The 18904-nt window shown below is 72.8% G+C and carries 18 protein-coding genes and 1 pseudogene; 10 read left to right on the top strand and 9 right to left on the bottom strand.

All coding sequences use genetic code 11. The features are described from left to right. Positions 1–31: 31 nt before the first annotated feature. Both OG866_RS33015 and OG866_RS33010 read right to left on the bottom strand, forming a co-directional pair. Entirely contained in the window at positions 32–664 is a 633-nt protein-coding gene (locus OG866_RS33015) for a uridine kinase (protein ID WP_329340409.1), read from the bottom strand. A gap of 25 nt (positions 665–689) precedes the next feature. Continuing rightward, positions 690–1070: a winged helix-turn-helix transcriptional regulator gene (locus OG866_RS33010; protein WP_329340408.1), complete on the bottom strand. Its 381-nt coding sequence runs from the start codon at positions 1068–1070 to the stop codon at positions 690–692. A gap of 99 nt (positions 1071–1169) precedes the next feature. Between OG866_RS33010 and OG866_RS33005 the strand changes: the two genes are divergently transcribed. The 4 genes from OG866_RS33005 (at position 1170) to OG866_RS32990 (ending at position 4982) form a co-directional block, all read left to right on the top strand. Further along, on the top strand, positions 1170–1856 hold the full coding sequence (locus OG866_RS33005) for an NAD(P)-dependent oxidoreductase (RefSeq protein WP_329340406.1): 687 nt from the start codon (positions 1170–1172) through the stop codon (positions 1854–1856). 45 nt (positions 1857–1901) lie between these two features. Beyond that, positions 1902–2576: a DUF2293 domain-containing protein gene (locus tag OG866_RS33000; RefSeq protein WP_329340404.1), complete on the top strand. Its 675-nt coding sequence runs from the start codon at positions 1902–1904 to the stop codon at positions 2574–2576. Between the two features lie 213 nt (positions 2577–2789). Next, the gene (locus tag OG866_RS32995; RefSeq protein ID WP_329340403.1) at positions 2790–3269 is read left to right on the top strand and encodes an anthrone oxygenase family protein; all 480 of its coding nucleotides are present in this window, start codon (positions 2790–2792) and stop codon (positions 3267–3269) included. 225 nt (positions 3270–3494) lie between these two features. Next, entirely contained in the window at positions 3495–4982 is a 1488-nt protein-coding gene (locus tag OG866_RS32990; RefSeq protein ID WP_329340402.1) for a glutamate synthase subunit beta, read from the top strand. Between the two features lie 94 nt (positions 4983–5076). On the opposite strand, the gene OG866_RS32985 is transcribed toward OG866_RS32990, so the two are convergent. Then, positions 5077–5556, bottom strand: a complete 480-nt coding sequence (locus OG866_RS32985) for a carboxymuconolactone decarboxylase family protein (RefSeq protein ID WP_329340400.1) — start codon at positions 5554–5556, stop codon at positions 5077–5079. Positions 5557–5603: 47 nt separating this feature from the next. Between OG866_RS32985 and pdxR the strand changes: the two genes are divergently transcribed. After that, the gene (gene pdxR / locus OG866_RS32980; RefSeq protein ID WP_329340398.1) at positions 5604–7073 is read left to right on the top strand and encodes a MocR-like pyridoxine biosynthesis transcription factor PdxR; all 1470 of its coding nucleotides are present in this window, start codon (positions 5604–5606) and stop codon (positions 7071–7073) included. Between the two features lie 202 nt (positions 7074–7275). Further along, positions 7276–7899: a protein-tyrosine phosphatase family protein gene (locus OG866_RS32975; protein WP_329340396.1), complete on the top strand. Its 624-nt coding sequence runs from the start codon at positions 7276–7278 to the stop codon at positions 7897–7899. Positions 7900–7939: 40 nt separating this feature from the next. Here the strand turns inward: OG866_RS32975 and OG866_RS32970 are convergent, their stop codons facing one another. Next, positions 7940–8194 (bottom strand): DUF397 domain-containing protein, encoded by a 255-nt coding sequence (locus OG866_RS32970; RefSeq protein ID WP_266828603.1) that lies wholly within the window; start codon positions 8192–8194, stop codon positions 7940–7942. Beyond that, complete coding sequence (locus OG866_RS32965) at positions 8195–9055, bottom strand: helix-turn-helix domain-containing protein (RefSeq protein ID WP_329340393.1); 861 nt, start codon at positions 9053–9055, stop codon at positions 8195–8197. Positions 9056–9271: 216 nt separating this feature from the next. Between OG866_RS32965 and OG866_RS32960 the strand changes: the two are divergent. The 3 genes and pseudogenes from OG866_RS32960 to OG866_RS32950 form a co-directional block, all read left to right on the top strand. Continuing rightward, positions 9272–9901 (top strand): annotated as a pseudogene (locus OG866_RS32960) (ATP-binding protein); the annotation flags it as partial. Between the two features lie 536 nt (positions 9902–10437). After that, entirely contained in the window at positions 10438–10878 is a 441-nt protein-coding gene (locus OG866_RS32955) for a hypothetical protein (RefSeq protein WP_329340391.1), read from the top strand. 209 nt (positions 10879–11087) lie between these two features. Next, the gene (locus tag OG866_RS32950; RefSeq protein ID WP_329340390.1) at positions 11088–13013 is read left to right on the top strand and encodes an ABC transporter ATP-binding protein; all 1926 of its coding nucleotides are present in this window, start codon (positions 11088–11090) and stop codon (positions 13011–13013) included. On the opposite strand, the gene OG866_RS32945 is transcribed toward OG866_RS32950, so the two are convergent. The 3 genes from OG866_RS32945 to OG866_RS32935 form a co-directional block, all read right to left on the bottom strand. Further along, on the bottom strand, positions 12991–13182 hold the full coding sequence (locus tag OG866_RS32945; RefSeq protein ID WP_329340389.1) for a hypothetical protein: 192 nt from the start codon (positions 13180–13182) through the stop codon (positions 12991–12993). The two genes, OG866_RS32950 and OG866_RS32945, sit on opposite strands and share 23 nt — an antisense overlap. Positions 13183–13406: 224 nt before the next feature. Next, the gene (locus tag OG866_RS32940; protein WP_329340387.1) at positions 13407–14096 is read right to left on the bottom strand and encodes a DUF899 domain-containing protein; all 690 of its coding nucleotides are present in this window, start codon (positions 14094–14096) and stop codon (positions 13407–13409) included. Between the two features lie 91 nt (positions 14097–14187). Further along, the gene (locus OG866_RS32935) at positions 14188–15534 is read right to left on the bottom strand and encodes an amidohydrolase (RefSeq protein ID WP_329340385.1); all 1347 of its coding nucleotides are present in this window, start codon (positions 15532–15534) and stop codon (positions 14188–14190) included. 125 nt (positions 15535–15659) lie between these two features. Here OG866_RS32935 and OG866_RS32930 point away from each other — a divergent pair, with 125 nt between their 5' ends. After that, on the top strand, positions 15660–16613 hold the full coding sequence (locus tag OG866_RS32930; RefSeq protein ID WP_329340383.1) for an endonuclease/exonuclease/phosphatase family protein: 954 nt from the start codon (positions 15660–15662) through the stop codon (positions 16611–16613). Here the strand turns inward: OG866_RS32930 and OG866_RS32925 are convergent. Beyond that, the gene (locus OG866_RS32925) at positions 16610–18670 is read right to left on the bottom strand and encodes an FUSC family protein (RefSeq protein ID WP_329340381.1); all 2061 of its coding nucleotides are present in this window, start codon (positions 18668–18670) and stop codon (positions 16610–16612) included. The genes OG866_RS32930 and OG866_RS32925 overlap by 4 nt on opposite strands. Positions 18671–18904 lie beyond the last annotated feature (234 nt).

Genomic DNA, 18904 nt, shown 5'->3' with positions numbered 1-18904 from the left:
ATCTTCTGGAAGTGAGTCCCCCGGGGCCGCCTCATCCCCGCCATGCCGGGTGCCGGGGATCGTCGGCGCGCACCAGGACGTCGGCGGTGCCCGCGGGGTCGGTCTCGCCCTCGTAGCGCTCGAAGGCCTCCAGGGTCCAGTGCTCGGCCTCGGGGGTGCGGCGGCGCAGGGCGCCCGGGGAGAGGAGTACGTGGACGGTCAGGTCGAAGGGGAACCAGTGCCGCAGCAGGAGGGGGCCGTGCAGCAACAGGAAGCCGCCGGGCGGGAGTTGGACGTAGGGACTGCGGGTGGCGCGGTCGGTGGCGGGGTCCCAGAGGTCGGGCAGGACGCGGCCGTCGCCACCCGGTTCGAGGGGACCGAAGACCTCACGCCACAGGGCGCCGGTGTCGAACCAGCCGTCGTAATAGGCCTCCACGTCCTGGTGGCCGTATTCAAAACGGAGCGAGGCGGGGCGCAGGAAGCCCCGGGTGCCGACCACGAGAGGACGGCGGCCTCGTATGCGGAGCGCTTCGGCGACGCGTTCGGCGAGGTCCTGGGGGCGGGCCGCCGGAGCACCGTCGAAGGCGATCCGCGGCCAGGGGCTGCCGTCGGCCGGCTTCAGGTCGAGAAGGCGGTCGGCGAGGAGGTCGCCGAGTCGGTCCCAGGTGATCGCTTCGAGTCGCACAGGGCCATGATGCGTCAGCCGACGGTCAGGACGCGTTCCGCTGATGCGACCGGCGGGCGGCGAGCAGTTGCGGGAGATGGGTCTCGCTCCAGGTACGGGCGGCGTCGAGGAGGGGGATCAGGGTGCGGCCGAGGGGGGTGAGGGCGTACTCGACGCGGGGCGGGTTCTCGTCGTAGGCGGTGCGGGTGAGCAGACCGTCGCGCTCCATGGCGCGCAAGGTCTCGCTGAGGACCTTGGGGGTGACGGCCCGGAGCGGGACACGGAGTTCGGTGAAGCGGCGCGGACCGCCCTCCAGACAGCGGACGACCATGCCGGTCCACTTGTCCCCCACCCTGAAGGGCATCGCGGCGGAAGGGCACACGGGGTCGAACATGTCAGGGCCCAGGGAGGGGGTGGAAGGAGTCATCGGTCGAGGCTAGCGCCGATACCGTTGAAGTAACCGGGGCCTGCGTCTCTAACGTCCGGGTCGGGTGCCGAACCTCGGTGCCGGACAAGGAGGTTGGTCATGGGTGGCGGGATCGTCGTCTTCGGGGGCGGCGGGCGTGCGGGCCGGGCGGTCACGGCAGAGGCGCGCGGGCGTGGGTACGAGGTGACGGCCGTGGTGCGGGAGCCGGCGCGGTATCCGGCGCTGGGCGCCGAGGGAGTGACGGTCGTCCGGGGTGATGTGACCGACGCCGACTCGGTCGGCTCCGTGGTGGGTGGGCATGTGGCCGCCGTGCACGCGGTGTCGCCGTTCAGCGGGCCGGAGCAGGGGTTCGACACGCTCGATCCGGACTTCTTCGTGAAGGCGGCGGACGCGCTGCTGAGCGGGCTGGCCGCGACGGGGGTGCGGCGACTGGTGGCCGTGGGGCTGTTCGTGAACCTGCTCGGGGCGGACGGACGGCCGTTGATGGATGACCCCGCGGTGTTCCCGCCGGAGATACGGCCGTTCGCGCGGGCGCACACGGCGGGGCTGGACCGGCTGCGCGCACACGCGGCCGGGGAGGACACGGTCGACTGGGTGATGCTCACCCCGGGAGGAGGACTGGAGGAGGGCGCGCCGTGCACCGGGCGTTATGTGTTCGGCGGCGAGCGGGCTACGGAGGGGTCGCAGCCGACGCTGTCGTACGCGGATCTCGCGGTGGCGGTGGTCGACGAGATCGAGCGGCCGACGCGGCATCGGACGCGGGTGTCGGTGACGGGTGTGGAGTAGGGCGGGCGGGGTGGTTCGTGGCCCGTGCACGGGAATGAACCACCTATGGCGCACCTGGTAACTCCCCCGCACCGCACCGGGCTTCTCGCCGTCCAGCCGCTCAGGCGGAAGCAGTGCGCCGAGTGCCGGCGCGGACCGCTGCCGATGCTGGTGCTGGAGGACGGGGCGCCACGGTGTCTGGACTGCGCCGACCTCGGTCACCTGGTGTTCCTGCCGCGCGGCGACACCGCGCTGACGCGCAGGTCGAGGGAGGAGAGCGTGCTGTCGGCGGTGGTCGTACGGTTCAACCGGCGCAAGGGGCGGTACGAGCGGCAGGGTGTCCTCGTCGAGGAGGCGGCGCTGGCCCGGGCGGAGGCGCGGTGTCTGGCGGACGCCGAGGCGCGACGGCGGCGCCGGGTGCGGGACGCGCGGCGGCGGGCGGCGGAGGACGTGCGGTTCACGGAGCTGTTCGAAGCGGAGATCCGCCGCCTGTTTCCCGGCTGCCCGGCCGAACGGGCCCGGGGGATCGCCGCGCACGCGTCGGTGCGGGGCAGTGGTCGGGTGGGGCGGAGTGCGGCCGGGCGGGCGTTGTCGGAGGGGGCCGTCGTCTCGGCGGTGGTGGCGTCCGTACGGCATCTGGACACGCCGTACGACCAGTTGCTGATGAGCGGGGTGCCGCGGCATGAGGCGCGGCGGAGGATCGCGGTGGCGGTGGAGGAAGTGCTGGGTCGGTGGCGGTGACTCACCGTCGCGGCGGACGGAAGGGGCCGCGGATTCGGACGGGACCGCATCGGGAGGAAACGGAACCGCATCGGGAGGAGGGAGACGTCCCCTGGACGCCTGCGTATGCGCGCGCGTCGATCGGCCATGGTGACGGTCCTCGTACGGGAATTCACTTGTGGTGACGGTGGGTGCCGGGCAGGATCTCGGCTCGATGCGGGAGTTGACGTTGAGATGATCGCTGGACCGTACTTCGTACTGACGGTGCTGGGTGTGCTGGGGACCGGGCTGGTGGCCGGGGTGTTCTGCGCGTTCTCGACCTTCGTGATGAAGGGGCTCGCCGCGTTGCCGCCGGCGCAGGGGGTCGCCGCGATGAAGGCGATCAACGTGACCGCGCTGCGGCCGGCGTTCATGCTCGTGTTCCTCGGCTCGGCGGTGCTGTCGGCCGTGCTCGCGGTGGTGACGTTCGTGCTGTTGCCGGACGACGGGACGGTGGAGCTGCTGCTGGGCAGTGCGCTGTATCTGGTCGGCTCGTTCGGGGTGACGATGGTGGCGAACGTGCCCCGCAACGACGCCCTGCTGAAGCTGGACGCCGGCACTCCCGAAGCCGCCGCGTACTGGCCGACGTACGTGCGCGAGTGGACGATGTGGAACCACGTCCGCATGGTCGCCTCGGGTGCGGCGGCGGTGGCGTACGTGCTGGCGCTGACGTAGTCCCGCGACGGGTTCCACGGCCGCTCCACGGCCGCTCCACGGCCGCTCCACGCCGGCTCCACTGCGGTTCCACGGTGGTTCCACGACGGTTCCCCGGCCCGTCCGAACCCCTTGAGAAAGCGCTGTCCCCCCACTCTGCGCGTGGCGCCGGGGCGACGTATCGTGGCCGAAAGAGTGCCGCCCGATGACGCACGGCCCGTCGACTCCGACGCAAGGAAGACGGCCATGGCCGATCCCAAGGGATTCATGACCACCCCTCGCCAGGACTGGCCCCGTCGGCCGGTCGAGGAGCGGGTCCGGGACTGGGACGAGGTGTACGTCCCCGGGGCGCTGCTGCCCATCATCGACCAGCAGGCCGACCGCTGCATGGACTGCGGCATACCGTTCTGCCACGACGCCTGTCCGCTCGGGAACCTGATCCCCGAGTGGAACGACCTCGTCTCCCGGAACGACTGGCGGGCCGCCGCCGACCGGCTGCACGCCACCAACAACTTCCCCGAGTTCACCGGCCGGTTGTGCCCGGCGCCGTGCGAGGCGGGCTGCGTCCTCGCCATCAACCAGCCCGCGGTCACCATCAAGAACGTCGAGGCGGCCATCGCCGACCGGGCCTGGGAGCTCGGTTTCGCGCCACCGCGGCCACCGGACCGGCTGTCCGGGCGCACCGTCGCGGTGATCGGCTCGGGGCCGACGGGACTGGCCGCGGCACAGCAGTTGACGCGGGCGGGGCACACGGTCGCCGTGTTCGAGAAGGACGACCGGCCGGGCGGACTGATGCGGTACGGGATCCCCGCGTTCAAGATGGAGAAGCACCATCTGGAGCGCCGCATCGGGCAGATGCGGGCCGAGGGAACGAAGTTCCGTACGTCGACGGCGGTCGGGCGGGACATCGGGGCGGCGGAGCTGCGGGCGCGCTACGACGCGGTCGTGATCGCCACCGGCGCCACCGCCTGGCGCGAACTGGACGTGCCCGGACGGGAGTTGACCGGCATCCAGCAGGCCATGGAGTATCTGCCGCTGGCCAACCGGGTGGGCGAGGGAGATCTGGACGTCTCCCCGATGTCCGCCGCCGGGAAGCATGTCGTCATCGTCGGCGGCGGTGACACGGGCGCCGACTGTCTGGGTACGGCGGTGCGCGAAGGCGCCGCGTCCGTCACGCAGTTGGACATCTACGCCCAGCCCGGCGCCGAGCGCGACGAGGACGCCGAGCCCTGGCCGACGTACCCGAAGGTCTACCGGCTGTCGGCCGCGCACGAGGAGGCCGGGGCGCTGGGGACCGCTCCGGCGGCGGACGCGGACGCACGGCTGTTCGCGGCGTCCACGCTCCGTTTCACCGGCGACGCCGACGGTCATGTGCGGTCACTGCACCTGGTCGAGGTCGACGCGGCGCGGCGGCCCGTGCCGGGGACCGGGCGGACGCTCCCCGCCGACCTCGTCCTGCTCGCCCTCGGCTTCTCCGGGCCCGACCGCGCGGACGGGCTCGTCGACCAGTTCGGGCTGGCCATGGAGCCGCGCGGCACGATCACGCGGGACGCCGGGTTCGCGACGAGCGCCCCCGGGGTGTTCGCCGCGGGGGACGCCGCGCGGGGGCAGTCGCTGATCGTGTGGGCGATCGCGGAGGGACGGGCGGTGGCGGCGGCCGTCGACCGCCATCTGACGGGCACTACGCGGCTGCCGGCGCCGATCGGACCGTACGACCGGCCGATGACCGTGTGAGCGACCGTGTGAACGACCGCCGGCCGGGGGAACCGGGGCGCGTCAGACCCGTTCGTCAGACCCGTTCGTCAGACCCGTTCCGCAGACCCGTTCGTCAGACCCGTTCGTCCGTCCCCGCCACCTTCTTCGTCGCCAGGGCCACCCGGTTCCATGTGTTGATCGCGAAGATCAGCGCCAGGACCTGCGCCAGCTCCTCCTCGCCGAAGTGGGCCGCGGCCTGCGCGTACACCGCGTCCGGGACTCCCCCGTCGGCCACCAGCGTCACCGCCTCGGTCAGGGCCAGCGCGGCCTGCTCCCGCTCCGTGAAGAAGTGCCGAGCCTCCCGCCAGACCACGACCATGTGGAGCCGGTCCTCGCTCTCGCCGGCCTTGCGGGCGTCGTTGGTGTGCATGTGGAGGCAGTAGGCGCAGTGGTTGAGGTGAGAGGCGCGGATCTGGATCAGCTCGACCAGGGCCGGGTCGAGGCCCGCGCGTGCGGCGGCGTCGAAGCCGATGAGGGCGCGGAAGACCTTCGGGGCGGACTTGGCGAAGTTCAGGCGGGTCGTCTCGGCGGAAGCAGTCGTGTTCGTCGTCATGCCCTCGAATCTACGGCCGGGAAAGACCGGCAGTATGGTGCATTTCCATGGCGAGATCGTGGGTCAATTCCGCGGAGCGAATCGGCTCCGATCTGCACCTGGAACTGGAACTGGAGCTGACCGGCCCGGGCGGCAGGCGGGCCGCGCTCGGCGACGCCCTGCGGGAGGCCGTACGCAGTGGCCGGCTCGCCCCCGGCACCCGGCTGCCGCCGTACCGGTCGCTCGCCGCCGACCTGGGCGTGGCCCGCAACACGGTGGCGGACGCGTACGCCGAGCTCGTCGCGGAGGGGTGGCTCACCGCCCGCCAGGGTTCGGGGACGCGGGTGGCGGAGCGGACCGAACCGCTGCGGGCGGCCGGGCACGCGCGTGTACCCAGGAAGGCGCCGCTACGCGCGCGTGGGCCGCGGCACGATCTGCGGCAGGGCGCCCCGGACGCGTCGTCGTTCCCGCGGGCGGCCTGGCTGACCTCCTACCGGCGGGCGCTTCAGCAGGCGCCGAACGAGGTGTTCGGACCCGGTGACCCCGCCGGACGGGTCGAGCTGCGGGAGGCGCTCGCGGAGTACCTGGCCCGCGCACGTGGCGTGCGGACCGAGCCGGGACGGATCGTGATCTGCTCCGGCTTCGCCCACGCCCTGCGCCTGCTCTTCCAGAACGCCCAAGGCCTCAAAGGCCCCCTCGCCGTGGAGGCGTACGGCCTGCCCTTCCACCGGGAACTGCTCGCGGGCGCCGGCGTGCGGACCGTACCGCTGCCGCTGGACGAACACGGCGCCGACGTAGGGCGGTTGGGGCGCGAGCGGGCCGTACTGCTCACGCCTGCACACCAGTTCCCGACCGGCGGTCCGCTGCACGCCGAGCGGCGGGCGGCCGTCGTCGACTGGGCACGCGCGCGTGGCGCGGTGGTGCTGGAGGACGACTACGACGGCGAGTTCCGCTACGACCGCAAGCCCGTCGGAGCGGTTCAGGGGCTCGATCCGGAGCGGGTGATCTTCATCGGCTCGGTGAGCAAGAGCCTGTCGCCCGCGGTGCGGCTGGGATGGATGGTGCTGCCGGAACGGTACGTCGACGACGTGCTCGCGGCCAAGGGCGAGCGCGAGGCATGGGCGAGCGTCCTCGACCAACTGGCCCTCGCCGACTTCCTCGTCTCCGGGGCGTACGACCGTCATGTACGGCGGATGCGGCAGCGGTACCGGAGCCGGCGGGACCGGCTGGTCGCGGCCCTCGCCGCGCACGCGCCGCACGTCGAGGTCAGCGGGGTCGCCGCAGGGCTGCACGCGGTGCTGCGGCTGCCGCCCGGCACCGAACGGTCGGCGGTCAAGGCCGCCGTCTGGCAGGGCGTCGCGCTCGACGGGCTGGCGGAGTTCCGGCATCCGGCGGCGTCGGTGGGGGACATGCCGGTCCAGGACGGCCTCGTGGTCGGGTACGCGACGCCCTCCGAGCATGCGTACGGCGCGGCGCTCGAGGCGTTGTGCGCGGCGCTGCCGCCGGGTGAGCCGGGCGGCGCTCCTGCCTTCGGATGAGCCCGCCTCGCGACGCCTCCTGCGTGGGAACGAGGGGACGACTGCTGCGGCTGGACCAGTCGCCGGGGGCTCCGCTGGACTCGCGCCGTCCCGGTGTCCCTGCACGCCCAAGAGGCCCTCGGGCGCCCTTGGGGCGACCCACCGGAGCCACCGAGGAACCGCACGGCGGCGGGCGCGGCTCTGACCGCCCTGTCCGAGGCCCGTGCCCGGCACGTGCCGGACGAGCAGATCATCGCCACCCACCCCGTGGTGCTGGCCCTCACGGCACCGAGCCTGCGCCGACGCGGAAGCGGACACCTACCGAGGACGGACCCCCGCCCCCCGCCCCGCCTTCCACAAACGTCCGCTCCAGCGGCGCACGCTGCGTGTTCTGCTCGCCGTCCTCCTCGGTCACGTCGTCCTGTGGGCGGCCGAAGCCGGGGGCGTTCTGGCGCTGTCGTACTGGATGCGCGAGGAGGAGGGACGGCTGCGGCGGGGCGCCGCCCCCTCTCCCGCCGGATACCGGGCGCTGGCCGCCCTGGTCATCACCACGGTCGTCGACCGGCGCTTCCTGGAGGTCGTCGCCCGGTCGTCCGGACCGGTGTTCGTGCACTGCGGTGCGGGAGTCGGCCGTACGGGCACGATGGCGGCGGCATATCTCGTGCAGACCGGCGAGAAGTCGTCGGCTCAGGCGGTCCGGCGCAACCTCGCGGTCGGACCGCCGTCGATCGAGCAGATCTACTACGGGCTCGATCTGAGCCCCGCGGAGGCCGAGCAGCCGCCGCTTCCGGTGGTGGCGGTGAGCCGCCTGGTGGACGCGCCCCGGCGGATCGCGTCCTGGTTCTGAGCGTCGATGCCAATCACTGCTTAACAAGCGTCAACTCACGTCATGACAGCAGGAAGTCGGCCTCCCCCGCCTTCGCGCCCTCGATGAAGGCCGTCATCTCGTCGCTGGTGTAGATCAGCGCCGGGCCGTCCGGGTCGGTCGACTGGCGGACGGCGATCCGGCCGTCGGCGAGCTTCATCGCCTCCAGGCAGTTGCCGCCGTTGCCGCCGCTCCACGGCTTGTGCCAGCCCTCGCTGCCCAACTCCCGCGCGGGCATGCCGTTGTAGACCGGTATGCGCGGCTTGATGCGATCCATTCACAGCTCCTTGCGGAGATCCCGGAGGATCTCCTTCGTGCGATGTGCCGTAGCGGCCTGCGCCGCCGTGCGGTCCATGACCTCAAGGTGGGTCGCCACCTCGGCGCGCGCGTCGAGATAGACGGCGCCGGTCAGGTACTCGCTGTAAACCATGTCCGGAAGCTCCGGCACGGCGAATCGGAACAGCACGAAGGGCCCGTACGTGCCGGGGTGCGGCCCGTTGGCGAACGGGGCGACCTGTAGCGTCACGTTGGGCAGCTTCGTGGCCTCGAGCAGCCTGTCGATCTGGGCACGCATCACCTCCGGGCCGCCGACCGGGCGGCGCAGCGCGGTCTCGTCGATGACCGCCCAGAAACGGGGGGCATCGGGACGGGTGAGCAGTTCCTGGCGTTGTACTCGCAGCGCGACATGCCGCTCGATGTCCTCGGGCCGGGTCTGGCCGATGGCCCCCGACTTCAGGACACCGCGGGCGTAGTCCTCGGTCTGGAGCAGCCCGGGCACGAAGTGCGGATCGTAGGACCGGATGAGGCTGGCGGCGCCCTCAAGGCTGACGTACATCGAGAACCAGCCGGGCAGGATGTCGTGGTACCGCTGCCACCAGCCGGGTTTGTTGGCCTCCTCGGCCAGCTGCACGAAGGCGTCGGCCTCCTCCTCGGAGACGCCGTAGGACTTCAGGAGCAGCTGGAGGTACGGGATCTTGAGGCCGACCTCGGCCATCTCCATGCGGCGGACGGTGGCGGGGGCGACGCGGAGGACCTTGGCGGCCTCCTCGCGCTTGAGACCGGCGCGCTCGCGCAGGTCCAGCAGGCGCCGGCCGAGGACGACCTGGCCGACCGTCGGCGCGGACCGCGGCTCGCTCACCCTCCACCTCCCATGGGTGTCCCCCGGGGCTCGGAGTCCCGGTAAAAACCTGACTAAAAGAATCCTGACAGCCGGGCGGCGCCATTCGAAGACCTATTCGAAGACCTGGTCGGATCTCCGGTGATCTCAACTGGCGCCGCTCGGCATGCTGTTGCGAGCAGTGTGCCACGGCCTTCCAGACCGTCACACAGCACTCTGCAATTTTCAGAGTGACACTTGCCAAGTGTTCACGGCGGGGCGATAGTGGCAAGCGTGATTCCGTCCGCGCCCTTAGGAACAGACGCTGCCGCAGGCCCCCACAGCCTCGGTGCCGCATCGGGAGTCGGCCGCCCCGCGGGGCCCGCTGCCGAGCGCCGGTTCCGGTTCGAGCTGGCCGCACATCCGGGTTCCGCCGCCCAGGCCAGACGGCTGACGCGCGCCCGGCTGAACGGCTGGGCGGTCTGCGAGGACACCTGCGACACGGCCGCCCTGGTCGTCTCCGAGCTGGTCACCAACGCCATCGTGCACACGGCGAGCAGACACATAGTCTGCGAGCTCCACGACGGCGAGGACCTGGTGCGCATAGCCGTGCGCGACGAGGGCTGCGCCCCGGGTGAGCCCCACCCCTGCGCACCGCGGGGCGAGGAGGAGCACGGGAGGGGATTGCTTCTCGTCGACGCCCTGTGTCACTCCTGGGGCACCCATGAGCACGGCCCCGGCCTCCTGGTCTGGGCTGACCTGCCCCGCCAGGGCGACGCCCCGGACACCGACCTCGGCCCCCGGAACGACCTGGGCTGGGGAGCCCGCCCCAAGCCCGGCCCCGCCGACGGCCCGGGCGACGAGGACGACGAGCCGGAAGCACGGCACGAGGGCGACACATGGCGCCGCGCGATACCTGGGAGCGGCGACGCGATACCCGGGCGCGGCAGCGCCACCCCGCGACACGAAGGCACCACCCCCCGACACGAGGGCGCGACCCCACGACACGAGGGCGCGACCCCACGGCACGACGGCACCACCCCCCGACACGAGGGCGTGACCCCGCGACACGAGGGTGCAACCCCGCGGCACGACGGCGCGGCCCCCCGACACGAGGGCGTGACCTCGCGACACGACGGCGTGAGAACCCGGCTCGACGGCATACCCAGGCCCGACGGGCCGGATACCCGCCATGAGGGCGTCCCCCGTCACTCCGCCGCCGACCCCCGGCACGACGGCGCCCCCCGCCACCCCGCCGCCGAGACCTGGCATCTCGGCAGGCCCCGGCACGACGGCCCCGAGACCCTGCACTACGGGGCTCCCTGGCACGACGGCACGGAAGTCCGGTACGACGGGGCGGAAGCCCGGCACCACGGCACATCCCGGCACCACGGATCGGCACCGCACCACGGGACGGGGGGCCCATGGCTCTGAGGGCTGCGACCGGCGGCCAGGTCATGACCCTGGACACGCTGGTCCGCCTCCGGCGGGGACTGCACACGCCGGTCGCCCCCCGACGGCTCCTCGTACCCGACGGCATGACGGCCCCGCTGGGCTGCGACGCGGTGGCCGTACCCGCCCGTTTCGGCCCGCTGGTGATGCCCCGGCTGCCGCGCGTCGGATGCGTGTACGCCGACGAGGCGCACTGGTGGTGGATCGTTCCGTCAGACTCCGACTACGCCCTGGAGTGGCCCGCGCCCGCGCGTTACGCCACCGGAGCGATCGTTCCCGACACCCCGGGCACCCCCGGCCTCATCCACAAGCCGGAGGGCACGGTCCCCTACACCCCGCCGATCCCCCTGTATCTGGCCCTGTGCCGGCTGACGGGGACGACGCCGGCCTGGTCACGCCCGGTCAGCGCCTGAGCCTCCGTCTCCATGCGGCCGGGCCGCCCCGCGCCCCCGTGACCCGGTGGCCCCGTGCCCCCGTGCCCCCGTGCCCCCGTGCCCCCGTGCCCCCGTGCCCCCGTGAAGGCGTACGCCCGCGCGCAACCGCCCCTCCCCTCCGCGCCCTGCCCCCTGACTGCCCCCTCCCGAGATAGTGGCCGTCCGTCCAGGATCGGGGGAGGTCGACGGTGGGCACAAAGCGCGGCGCCGAACAGGCCGAGGTGTCGGAGTCTGAGCGGCTGCTCTTCGGTGGTCCGCTGCGCTACGACACGGGCTGGAACAGCCACTCCGACGCCCGGCTCCAGCTGAACTTTTGGGAGATGGTGCGGCAGCTGCCCGCGCTGCTGTCGCTCAGCTTCCGGCTCGCCTGGCAGGCCGACCGGCGGGCCGCGAAGATCGTGCTCGCCGCCGAGGCGGGCCGGGGCGCGGCGCAGGCGGTGAGTCTGCTGGCCGTGAACAGTGTGCTGGGGCGGCTGATCCGCGGCGGTGCCATCGAGGACCGGCTACGGGGCGCCGTGCCCGCCCTGGCCACCATGACGGCGGTCATGCTGGTGGCGGCGCTGCTGCGGGCCGCGTCGACATACGCCACCGGGCGCCTGGAACCCAAGGTCGAGCGGGTGGCGACCGAGCGGTATCTGGAGCGGGCGGCGGCGGTCGAGCTGGCCGCGATCGAGGACCACGCCTTCCACAAACTGCTGGACACCGCCCAGTACGGGGCCTCCTCCGCACGCCGCATGATCGGCTACGCCACCCGGGTCATGAACGCGGGCATCTCGCTGATCGCGGCGGCCGGCGTACTGACCGTGCTGCACCCGGCCCTGCTGCCGCTGCTGATGACCATGACCCTGCCGAGCGCGTGGAGTGCCCTGACGATCGCCCGGCGCCGGTACGAGTCCTTCCACACCTGGGTGCAGCACGCCCGCGCCGGTCATCTCCTCAGCGAGCTGCTCACCGAACCGACGGCGGCCCCGGAGATCCGGGTGCACGGCGTCGGCCCCTTCCTGCTCCACCACTACCGGGCGATGTCGGAGGCGGCGGAGGCCGAGCAGGCCCGGCTGGCGCGGCTCGCGGCCCGTACCGGGCTGATCGCGGCGTTCTGGACGGGCCTCGCGACGGTGGCGACGTACGCGACCCTTGGCGGTCTGCTGCTCGCGGGCGCGCTGTCGGTGGCCGGTACGGCCGTGATCGCGATCCGCTCCGGCTCGGCCAGCCTGGACAGCCTGGTCCTGGAGGTGAACCAGCTCCATCAGGAGGCCCTCTTCGTCGGCGACCTCCAGCGGCTGTACGTCGAGGCAGAGCGGCGGGCCATCCCGGTCGGCGGACGGGAGCTGCCCGAGGACCCGCGGGAGATCCGCTTCGAGAACGTCACGTTCAGCTATCCGGGCGAGTCCACCCGCCCGGCGCTCGACGACGTCACCCTCACCCTGCCCTTCGGCCGGATCGTGGCGCTGGTCGGTGAGAACGGCTCGGGCAAGACGACCCTGGTGAAGCTGCTGGCCGGGCTCTACAAACCGGACCGGGGCCGCATCCTGTGGGACGGGACGGACACCGCGGACGCGGACCGGCGGCTGCTCGCCGAGCGGATCGCGATGGTGGCGCAGGATTTCAAGCGCTGGCCGTTCACGGCCCGGGTCAATGTGGCGGTCGGCCGGTCGGCGGCACCGCTGACCGAGGAGCGGATGGCCGACTCGATCGCCGAGGCCGGGGCCGAGGAGGTGGTGGCGGATCTGCCGCGCGGCCTGGACACGCTGCTGGCCCGCCATTTCAGCGGCGGGCACGAACTCTCGGGTGGGCAGTGGCAGCGCCTCGGCATCGCGCGGGCGGCCTACCGGCGCGGCCGGATCCTGATCGTGGACGAGCCGACGGCGGCTCTGGACGCGCGGGCCGAGCTGGAGGTCTTCGAGAAGATCCGCGCTCTGGCGGGCACCGGCCAGACGGTCGTGCTGATCACCCACCGGCTGGCGTCCGTACGCCACGCCGATCTGGTGCACGTCCTGGAGCAGGGCCGCCTCGTGGAGTCCGGCACGCCGGAGGAGCTGCTGGCGACCGGTGGGGTCTACGCGGAGCTGTACTCGCTCCAGGCGGACCAGTTCACAGCACCGAAGGCGAGCTGACCGCCGTGTCTCCGGGGACCACGACGAGGAACGCGTCCGTGGCGAGGTCCATCACGACCTCGGCGGGCGTGCCCTCCATCCGCCGCGCGTGCGCGAACTCCTCAGCGGGCCAGGAGCCACGCGGCCCACCGGCGGGAAAGCGCTCGAGCACTCTTCGCCCGTTCACCATCCTGCACCTCCGATCAAGCGTCCTTCTTGTAGGAGTTAACGCTCTGGAGAGGCGGAACGGCTCGCTGAGTTGCGGGACTGAGACGTAGCTGACACCGGTTCAACGCGCAGCGTGAGAAACCGGTTACCGAACGGTCACTTCCGTAACCGTCCGCGTCATTACTCGCACTCTCCGGTCATCACTCGTGCCTGCCGGACATCACGGTCATCACTCGTGCTCGCCGGTCAGTCGTCGTACTCGTCGTGATAGCGAATGCGCTCGCTCCCCGCGGGCGCCCCCAGTGCCGACGCACGCCCCTCCGGTTCCTCCCACTCCTCCTGGCGGCCCAGCGCGGTGAGGTCCAGGAGACTGGTCGTCGAGCCGAGCCCGTCCAGTCCTCGCTCATAGGTCGAGTAGGTGTGGAAGACACGATCGCGCTCCCGCAGGAAGCAGCTGAGGCCGGGCCGCTCGACCAGCTCCCCGTCACGCTCCAGGGTCACCTCGAAGTCACGGTTGAACTCGCCGCCGTACGACGAGTACCAGGGCACGGTCCAGCCCATCCGCGCCTTGAACGGCAGGATCCTGGTGTACGGCGCCCGGGACACCGCCGCGAACGTCGTCCCCCGCGCCCTCAGATGCGCCAGATGCCCGATCTGGTCCAGGAACGCCGAGCAGCTGCGGCAGCCCGCGTCCCAGTCCGGCGCGAACATGAAGTGGTAGACGACGAGTTGGGACCGCCCTTCGAAGAGATCGAGCAGCGTCGCCTTCCCGTCGCCGCCCTCGAAGAGGTACTCCTCCTCGATCTCCACCATGGGCAGCCGACGCCGCTCGGCGTTGAGCGCGTCCCGCGCCCGCGTGGCGGCCTTCTCTCTGACCAGCAGTTCCCCACGCGCCGCGCGCCACTCATCACGCGAGACGACCTCCGGAAGCGACATGACCCCTCCTGTGCAACGGTCCGTTCGGGGTGGTGACCGAGGGCAGGGGCGGAACTCATCGCTGTGCCGGGAAGTTTTTTCCGCGCGGCCCTCAGGTGTCGTACTCCTGGATCCGCCTGCCGTGACTGCGGTCCAGAAGGGAGGGCAGCCGCTCCCCCAACTCCCTTACCACCGCCGCCACATCGATGGTCAGCAGCTCGCGGTCGCGCATCAGGACCCGTCCGTCGACGATCGTCGTGCGGACGTCAAAGGAGCGGGCGCTGTGGACGAGGGTGGCGGCCAGGTCGTGGACGGGCTGGGTGTGCGGCCCGGTGAGATCGACGAGGACGAGGTCGGCGCGGCGGCCGGGGGCGAGGGTGCCGAGGGTGTCGCCGAGTCCGATCGCGCGGGCGCTCTGGAGGGTGGCGTGGTGCAGGGCCTGGCGGGAGGTCAGCCACCGCGGGTCGCCGGTCGTGGACTTCTGGACGAGCGCGGTGAGCGCCATCGACTCCCACACGTCGAGGGAGCTGTTGGAGGCGGCGCCGTCCGTGGCGAGGCCGACGGGGATGCCGAGGTCGTGCAGGGCGCGGACCGGTGTGGTGGTGGGCCAGGCGAACTTGAGGTAGCCGCGGGGTGCGGTGGCCACGCTGACCCGGCCGGTCGCCTCGGCGAGAACCGGCAGGTCACGGTCGAGGATGCCGGTACCGTGGGCGATGAGGACGTCGGTGTCGAGGATGCCGGTGCGGGCCAGGACCTCGATGGGGGTGACGCCGTGCCGTTGGAGACTTGCCTCCGCCTGGTCACGGTTCTCGGCGGCGTGGAGGTGGACGGGCAGTCCGTGGGCGCGGGCGAGTTCGGCGGTGGCGGCGAGGTCGGCGTCGTCCACGGTGTAGGGGGCGTGCGGGGCGAGGGCGGTGGTGATGCGGCCGGCTGCGCCGCCGCGGTGCCGGAGCGCGAACTCCAGCGATCTCTCCCGCCCTTGCGGCCCCTGGGAGGAGAAGTAGGCCTCACCGAGATGGGCCCGGATGCCGCACTCCTCGACCACGGAGGCGACGGCGTCCATCGAGAAGTAGTGGTCGGCGAAGCAGGTGACGCCCCCGCGGATCATCTCCGCGCAGGCGAGCCGGGCCCCCGACTCCACATCCCGCTCGGTCAGATTGGACTCGATCGGCCATACGACATCGTTGAACCACTCCTCGGTCGGCAGATCCTCGGCGACACCGCGCAGCGCGACCATGGGAGCGTGGGTGTGGCAGTTGACGAGCCCGGGCATGGCCACCTGCCCACGGGCGTCGATGTGTTCGGTGGCCGGCGGCTGTTCACGGGCCGTGGTGACGGACTCGATGACTCCGTCGCGTACGACGATGGTGGCGTTCTCCTCGAACCCGACGCGCTCCTGGTCGTCGTGGACGAGGACGGTGCATCCGGTGATGACGAGGTCGGCGGGAGAGTCGGTCATCACGCCAACGTACGGCGTGGTCCTCGGGTCGGGTGAGCCGAACCGCGCATCCTGTCGCGACTCTGTCGTGGCGCCGCCCGGACGAGCACCCTGGCCTGACCACCGTGCCCGGAAGGGGGACCGGCATGCTCATCGGCACCTGGAACCTGGAGAACCTCTACCGTCCCGGCGGCCCGTTCGGCCCGGCCGACAAGGCCGCGTACGAGACGAAGCTGGCCGCCCTCGCCACCACGATCACGCAGCTCGGCCCCACGCTGCTGGGCGTGCAGGAGGTCGGGGAGCCGGAAGCGCTGCGGGACCTGGCCGGCCTGGTGGGCGGCGACTGGCACACCGCGCTCTCCCAGCACCCGGACAGCCGAGGCATCCGGGTCGGCTTCCTCAGCCGTACGCCGCTGACGGTCCTGTCCGACACCGCCGCGTTCCCGCCGCCGCTGCGCCCGGTCCAGGCGGACGACGAGGGCGGCGCGGTCGCCGAGGCGGGCCGCGGCTTCCTGGCGGTGGAGACGGTGACGGACACCGGCCCCCTGCGGGCGGCGGTCTGCCATCTCAAGTCGAAGCTGCTGTCGTATCCGGACGGCCGCTTCCAGCCGCGCGACGAGGGGGAGCGGGCGCGCTACGGGGCGTACGCGCTGTACCGGCGAGCGGCGGAGGCGACGGCGCTGCGTGCGCTGGCGGACGTACTGCTGACGGGCGACGGTCGGCAGCGGGACGTGGTGGTGTTGGGGGATCTGAACGACGAGGTGCAGGCGGCGACCACGCAGATCCTGCTCGGCCCGCCCGGCTCGGAGATCGGCACGCCCGGCTTCGACCGGCCGGACGGGGGCGACGCGCTGCGACTGTGGGACGTGGCCCCGCTGATCCCGGCCGCGCGGCGCTTCTCCCGCGTCAACTCCGGGCGCCGCGAACTGATCGACCACATCCTGCTCAGCCACCACCTCGTCCACCGGGTGACGGAGGCGGGCACGGGCCTGCCGGACGAGGTGGCGCCCGATCTGCCGTCCGTGGACCCGCTTCGTCCCGCGGAACGGCAGGGGGCGCCGGGGTCGGACCACGCGCCCGTGTGGGTGCGGATCGGCTAGCCGGCCAGCGGAAGTTCCGGGAGCCGTACGCCCAAGTGGGCGCGGTCACCGGCGAGTTCGCGCACCAGCTCTGCGAGGCGCTCGGTGTGCCGGGGGGTGAGCCGGCCCGTGTCGTCGAGGTGGACGGCGCACGCGGTGGTCGTGTCGACGAGCTCCTCCAGTACGGCGACGACGTCGCCCGCGCCCTCCGAGTGCCGGGCGAGCGAGGGGAGTTCGGCGGCGGCGAGGGCGATGGCGGTACGCGCTTCGGCGAGCGTGCGATAGGCCTCGCGGCGAAGCGTCCAGCGGACGGCACGGCTGTCCGTGCGCGAGTCGACGCCACGGCTGTCCGTGCGCGGGCCGACACCACGGCCGTCCGCGCCCGGGCCGACGCCACGACTGTCCGTGCGCGGGCCGACGCCACGGCCGTCCGTGCGCGGGCCGACACCACAGCTGTCCGTGCGCGGGCCGACGCCACGACTGTCCGCGCCCGGGCCGACGCCACGACTGTCCCCGTCCGGGTCCGTCTCGTGCAGGACGTGTGCGAGATACGCCTCGGCGGCCTCGCTCGCCGCGCCGAGCCGGGCCCGTACTCCCCCGCCGCGCTGCCCCGGCATCGGCAGATGCCCCACGACCAGCACGAGGGCGCAGGCCAGCAGTGTCTCGCCGATCCGGCTCACGGAGGCCTGCGGTTCGCCGCCGACCATGACCAGGGCCAGCACGAGGACGGTGACCACGGCGGTCTGGGCGGCGAAGTGCCGGGTGGCGACGGGGATGAGCGCCCCGCTCACGGCGACCAGCGCGATGAGCCCCTCGGGACGGGGCAGTACGAGGGCGAAGGCGGCGAACACGAGCGCGCCGAGGACTGTCCCCGCGGCCCGGCACAGCACCCGCGAGACCAGCGGCCCCAGATCCGGCTTGACGAGGAAGACGGCGGTGGCGGGCAGCCAGTACCAGTGCTCGTGCTCCCCGTACCAGTGGGAGTGGTGCAGGGCCTGGGCGATGGCGGCGCTGGCCCCGAAGCAGAGGGCGACCCGGAGTCCGTACTCCCGCCCGCCGCTGCCGAACGCGGCCCGCAGCAGATCGCCGGCCCCGCGCCGACGGGTGTGCAGATCCTCGCCCTTGCCCCGGTCGAAGGCCTCGGCGGCGTGCAGCAGGGCGTCGTCGAGCGCGCGCAGGGCGGGAGCGGACCGGCTGGGCGCGGGCAGCGGCCCGGTGTGCGTGTTCTCGCGTACGGCGGTGGAGAGCCGTCGGGGCCCGGCCGAGGCCTGCCCGGCCCGCCCGGTCAGCGCTTCGCCCGCCCAGGCGAGCGCGGTGGCGGCCTCGGCGAGCGGAAGGGCGGCGGCGTACTGCGCGTGCAGCCGGCGCTCGGCGGCGGAACTGGCGTGCTGCCGCAGCCGGGGTCCGGCGAGGGCGTCCTGCGCGTGGTCGAGAGCGGCGGTGAGGGCGGCGCGCCGGGCGGTGGCGTGCTCGGCGCCGACAGCGTCGAGAAGGTCGGCGACGGCGTCGTACACCCCCGCGACCGCCGCCCGCTCCCCGTCGAACCGGAAGTCGCCGGCGAGGGATCCGGGCGTGGGCAGGGCCAGCCGTAGCCCGAGCAGCCAGGCGGCACCGGCGAGATAGCCGAGCGCCCGCTGCCAGCCCGCCTCCGGCAGGGGCATGCCGGCCCCGATGGCGGAGGCGACCAGCAGCTGTGTCCCCGCACCGGAGGCGACGGGCCCGACGGCACTCATGCCACCCGCGACCAGCCCGAGCCCGGTGAGGAGGAGGGTGAGCGGTATGGCCGAGACCTGCTGTCCGGCATACGTCCCGACGAGCATCCCCAGCGCGCCGGCCAGCGCCGGGACCCCGATCCGCTGCACGGAGGCGCGCCTGCTGCCGGGCCGGTCGTTGATGCCGGCGAGCATCGCGGCGATGGCGGCGACGACACCGAGGGAGGTGCGGTCGGTGAGCACGGCGGCGAGCAGGAGGGGCCCGGCGGAGAGGGCGCCGCGCAGGACGGCGTTCCAGGGGACGGGGCCGCGCTGGGTGCGCAGGGTGTGGGCGAGCCAGGGCGGGAGGGCGAACGGACGTGACACTGGGCTCCTGTCGGCTGGTCGAGGGCGGGGTGGGTGCCTTCGGGCGACGGTGGCCGGGCGGTCGGTGTCCACAGTAGATCGCGTGCGAGGAGGAAATGGGACGGTCGTATTTCGGGGATGTGACGGTTGGCCGGGGAGCCGGTTTCTTTATGAACTCAACTGCCCGGGGGGCCCGGAAACGGGAGCGGGCCCGAGGGCGTAGCCTGCCCCCGGGCCCTGAGTGATGCCGTCCAT

It is taken from the genome of Streptomyces sp. NBC_00663 (assembly GCF_036226885.1).
GTDB lineage: Bacteria > Actinomycetota > Actinomycetes > Streptomycetales > Streptomycetaceae > Streptomyces.
This window is presented reverse-complemented; position numbering and strand designations above follow the sequence as displayed.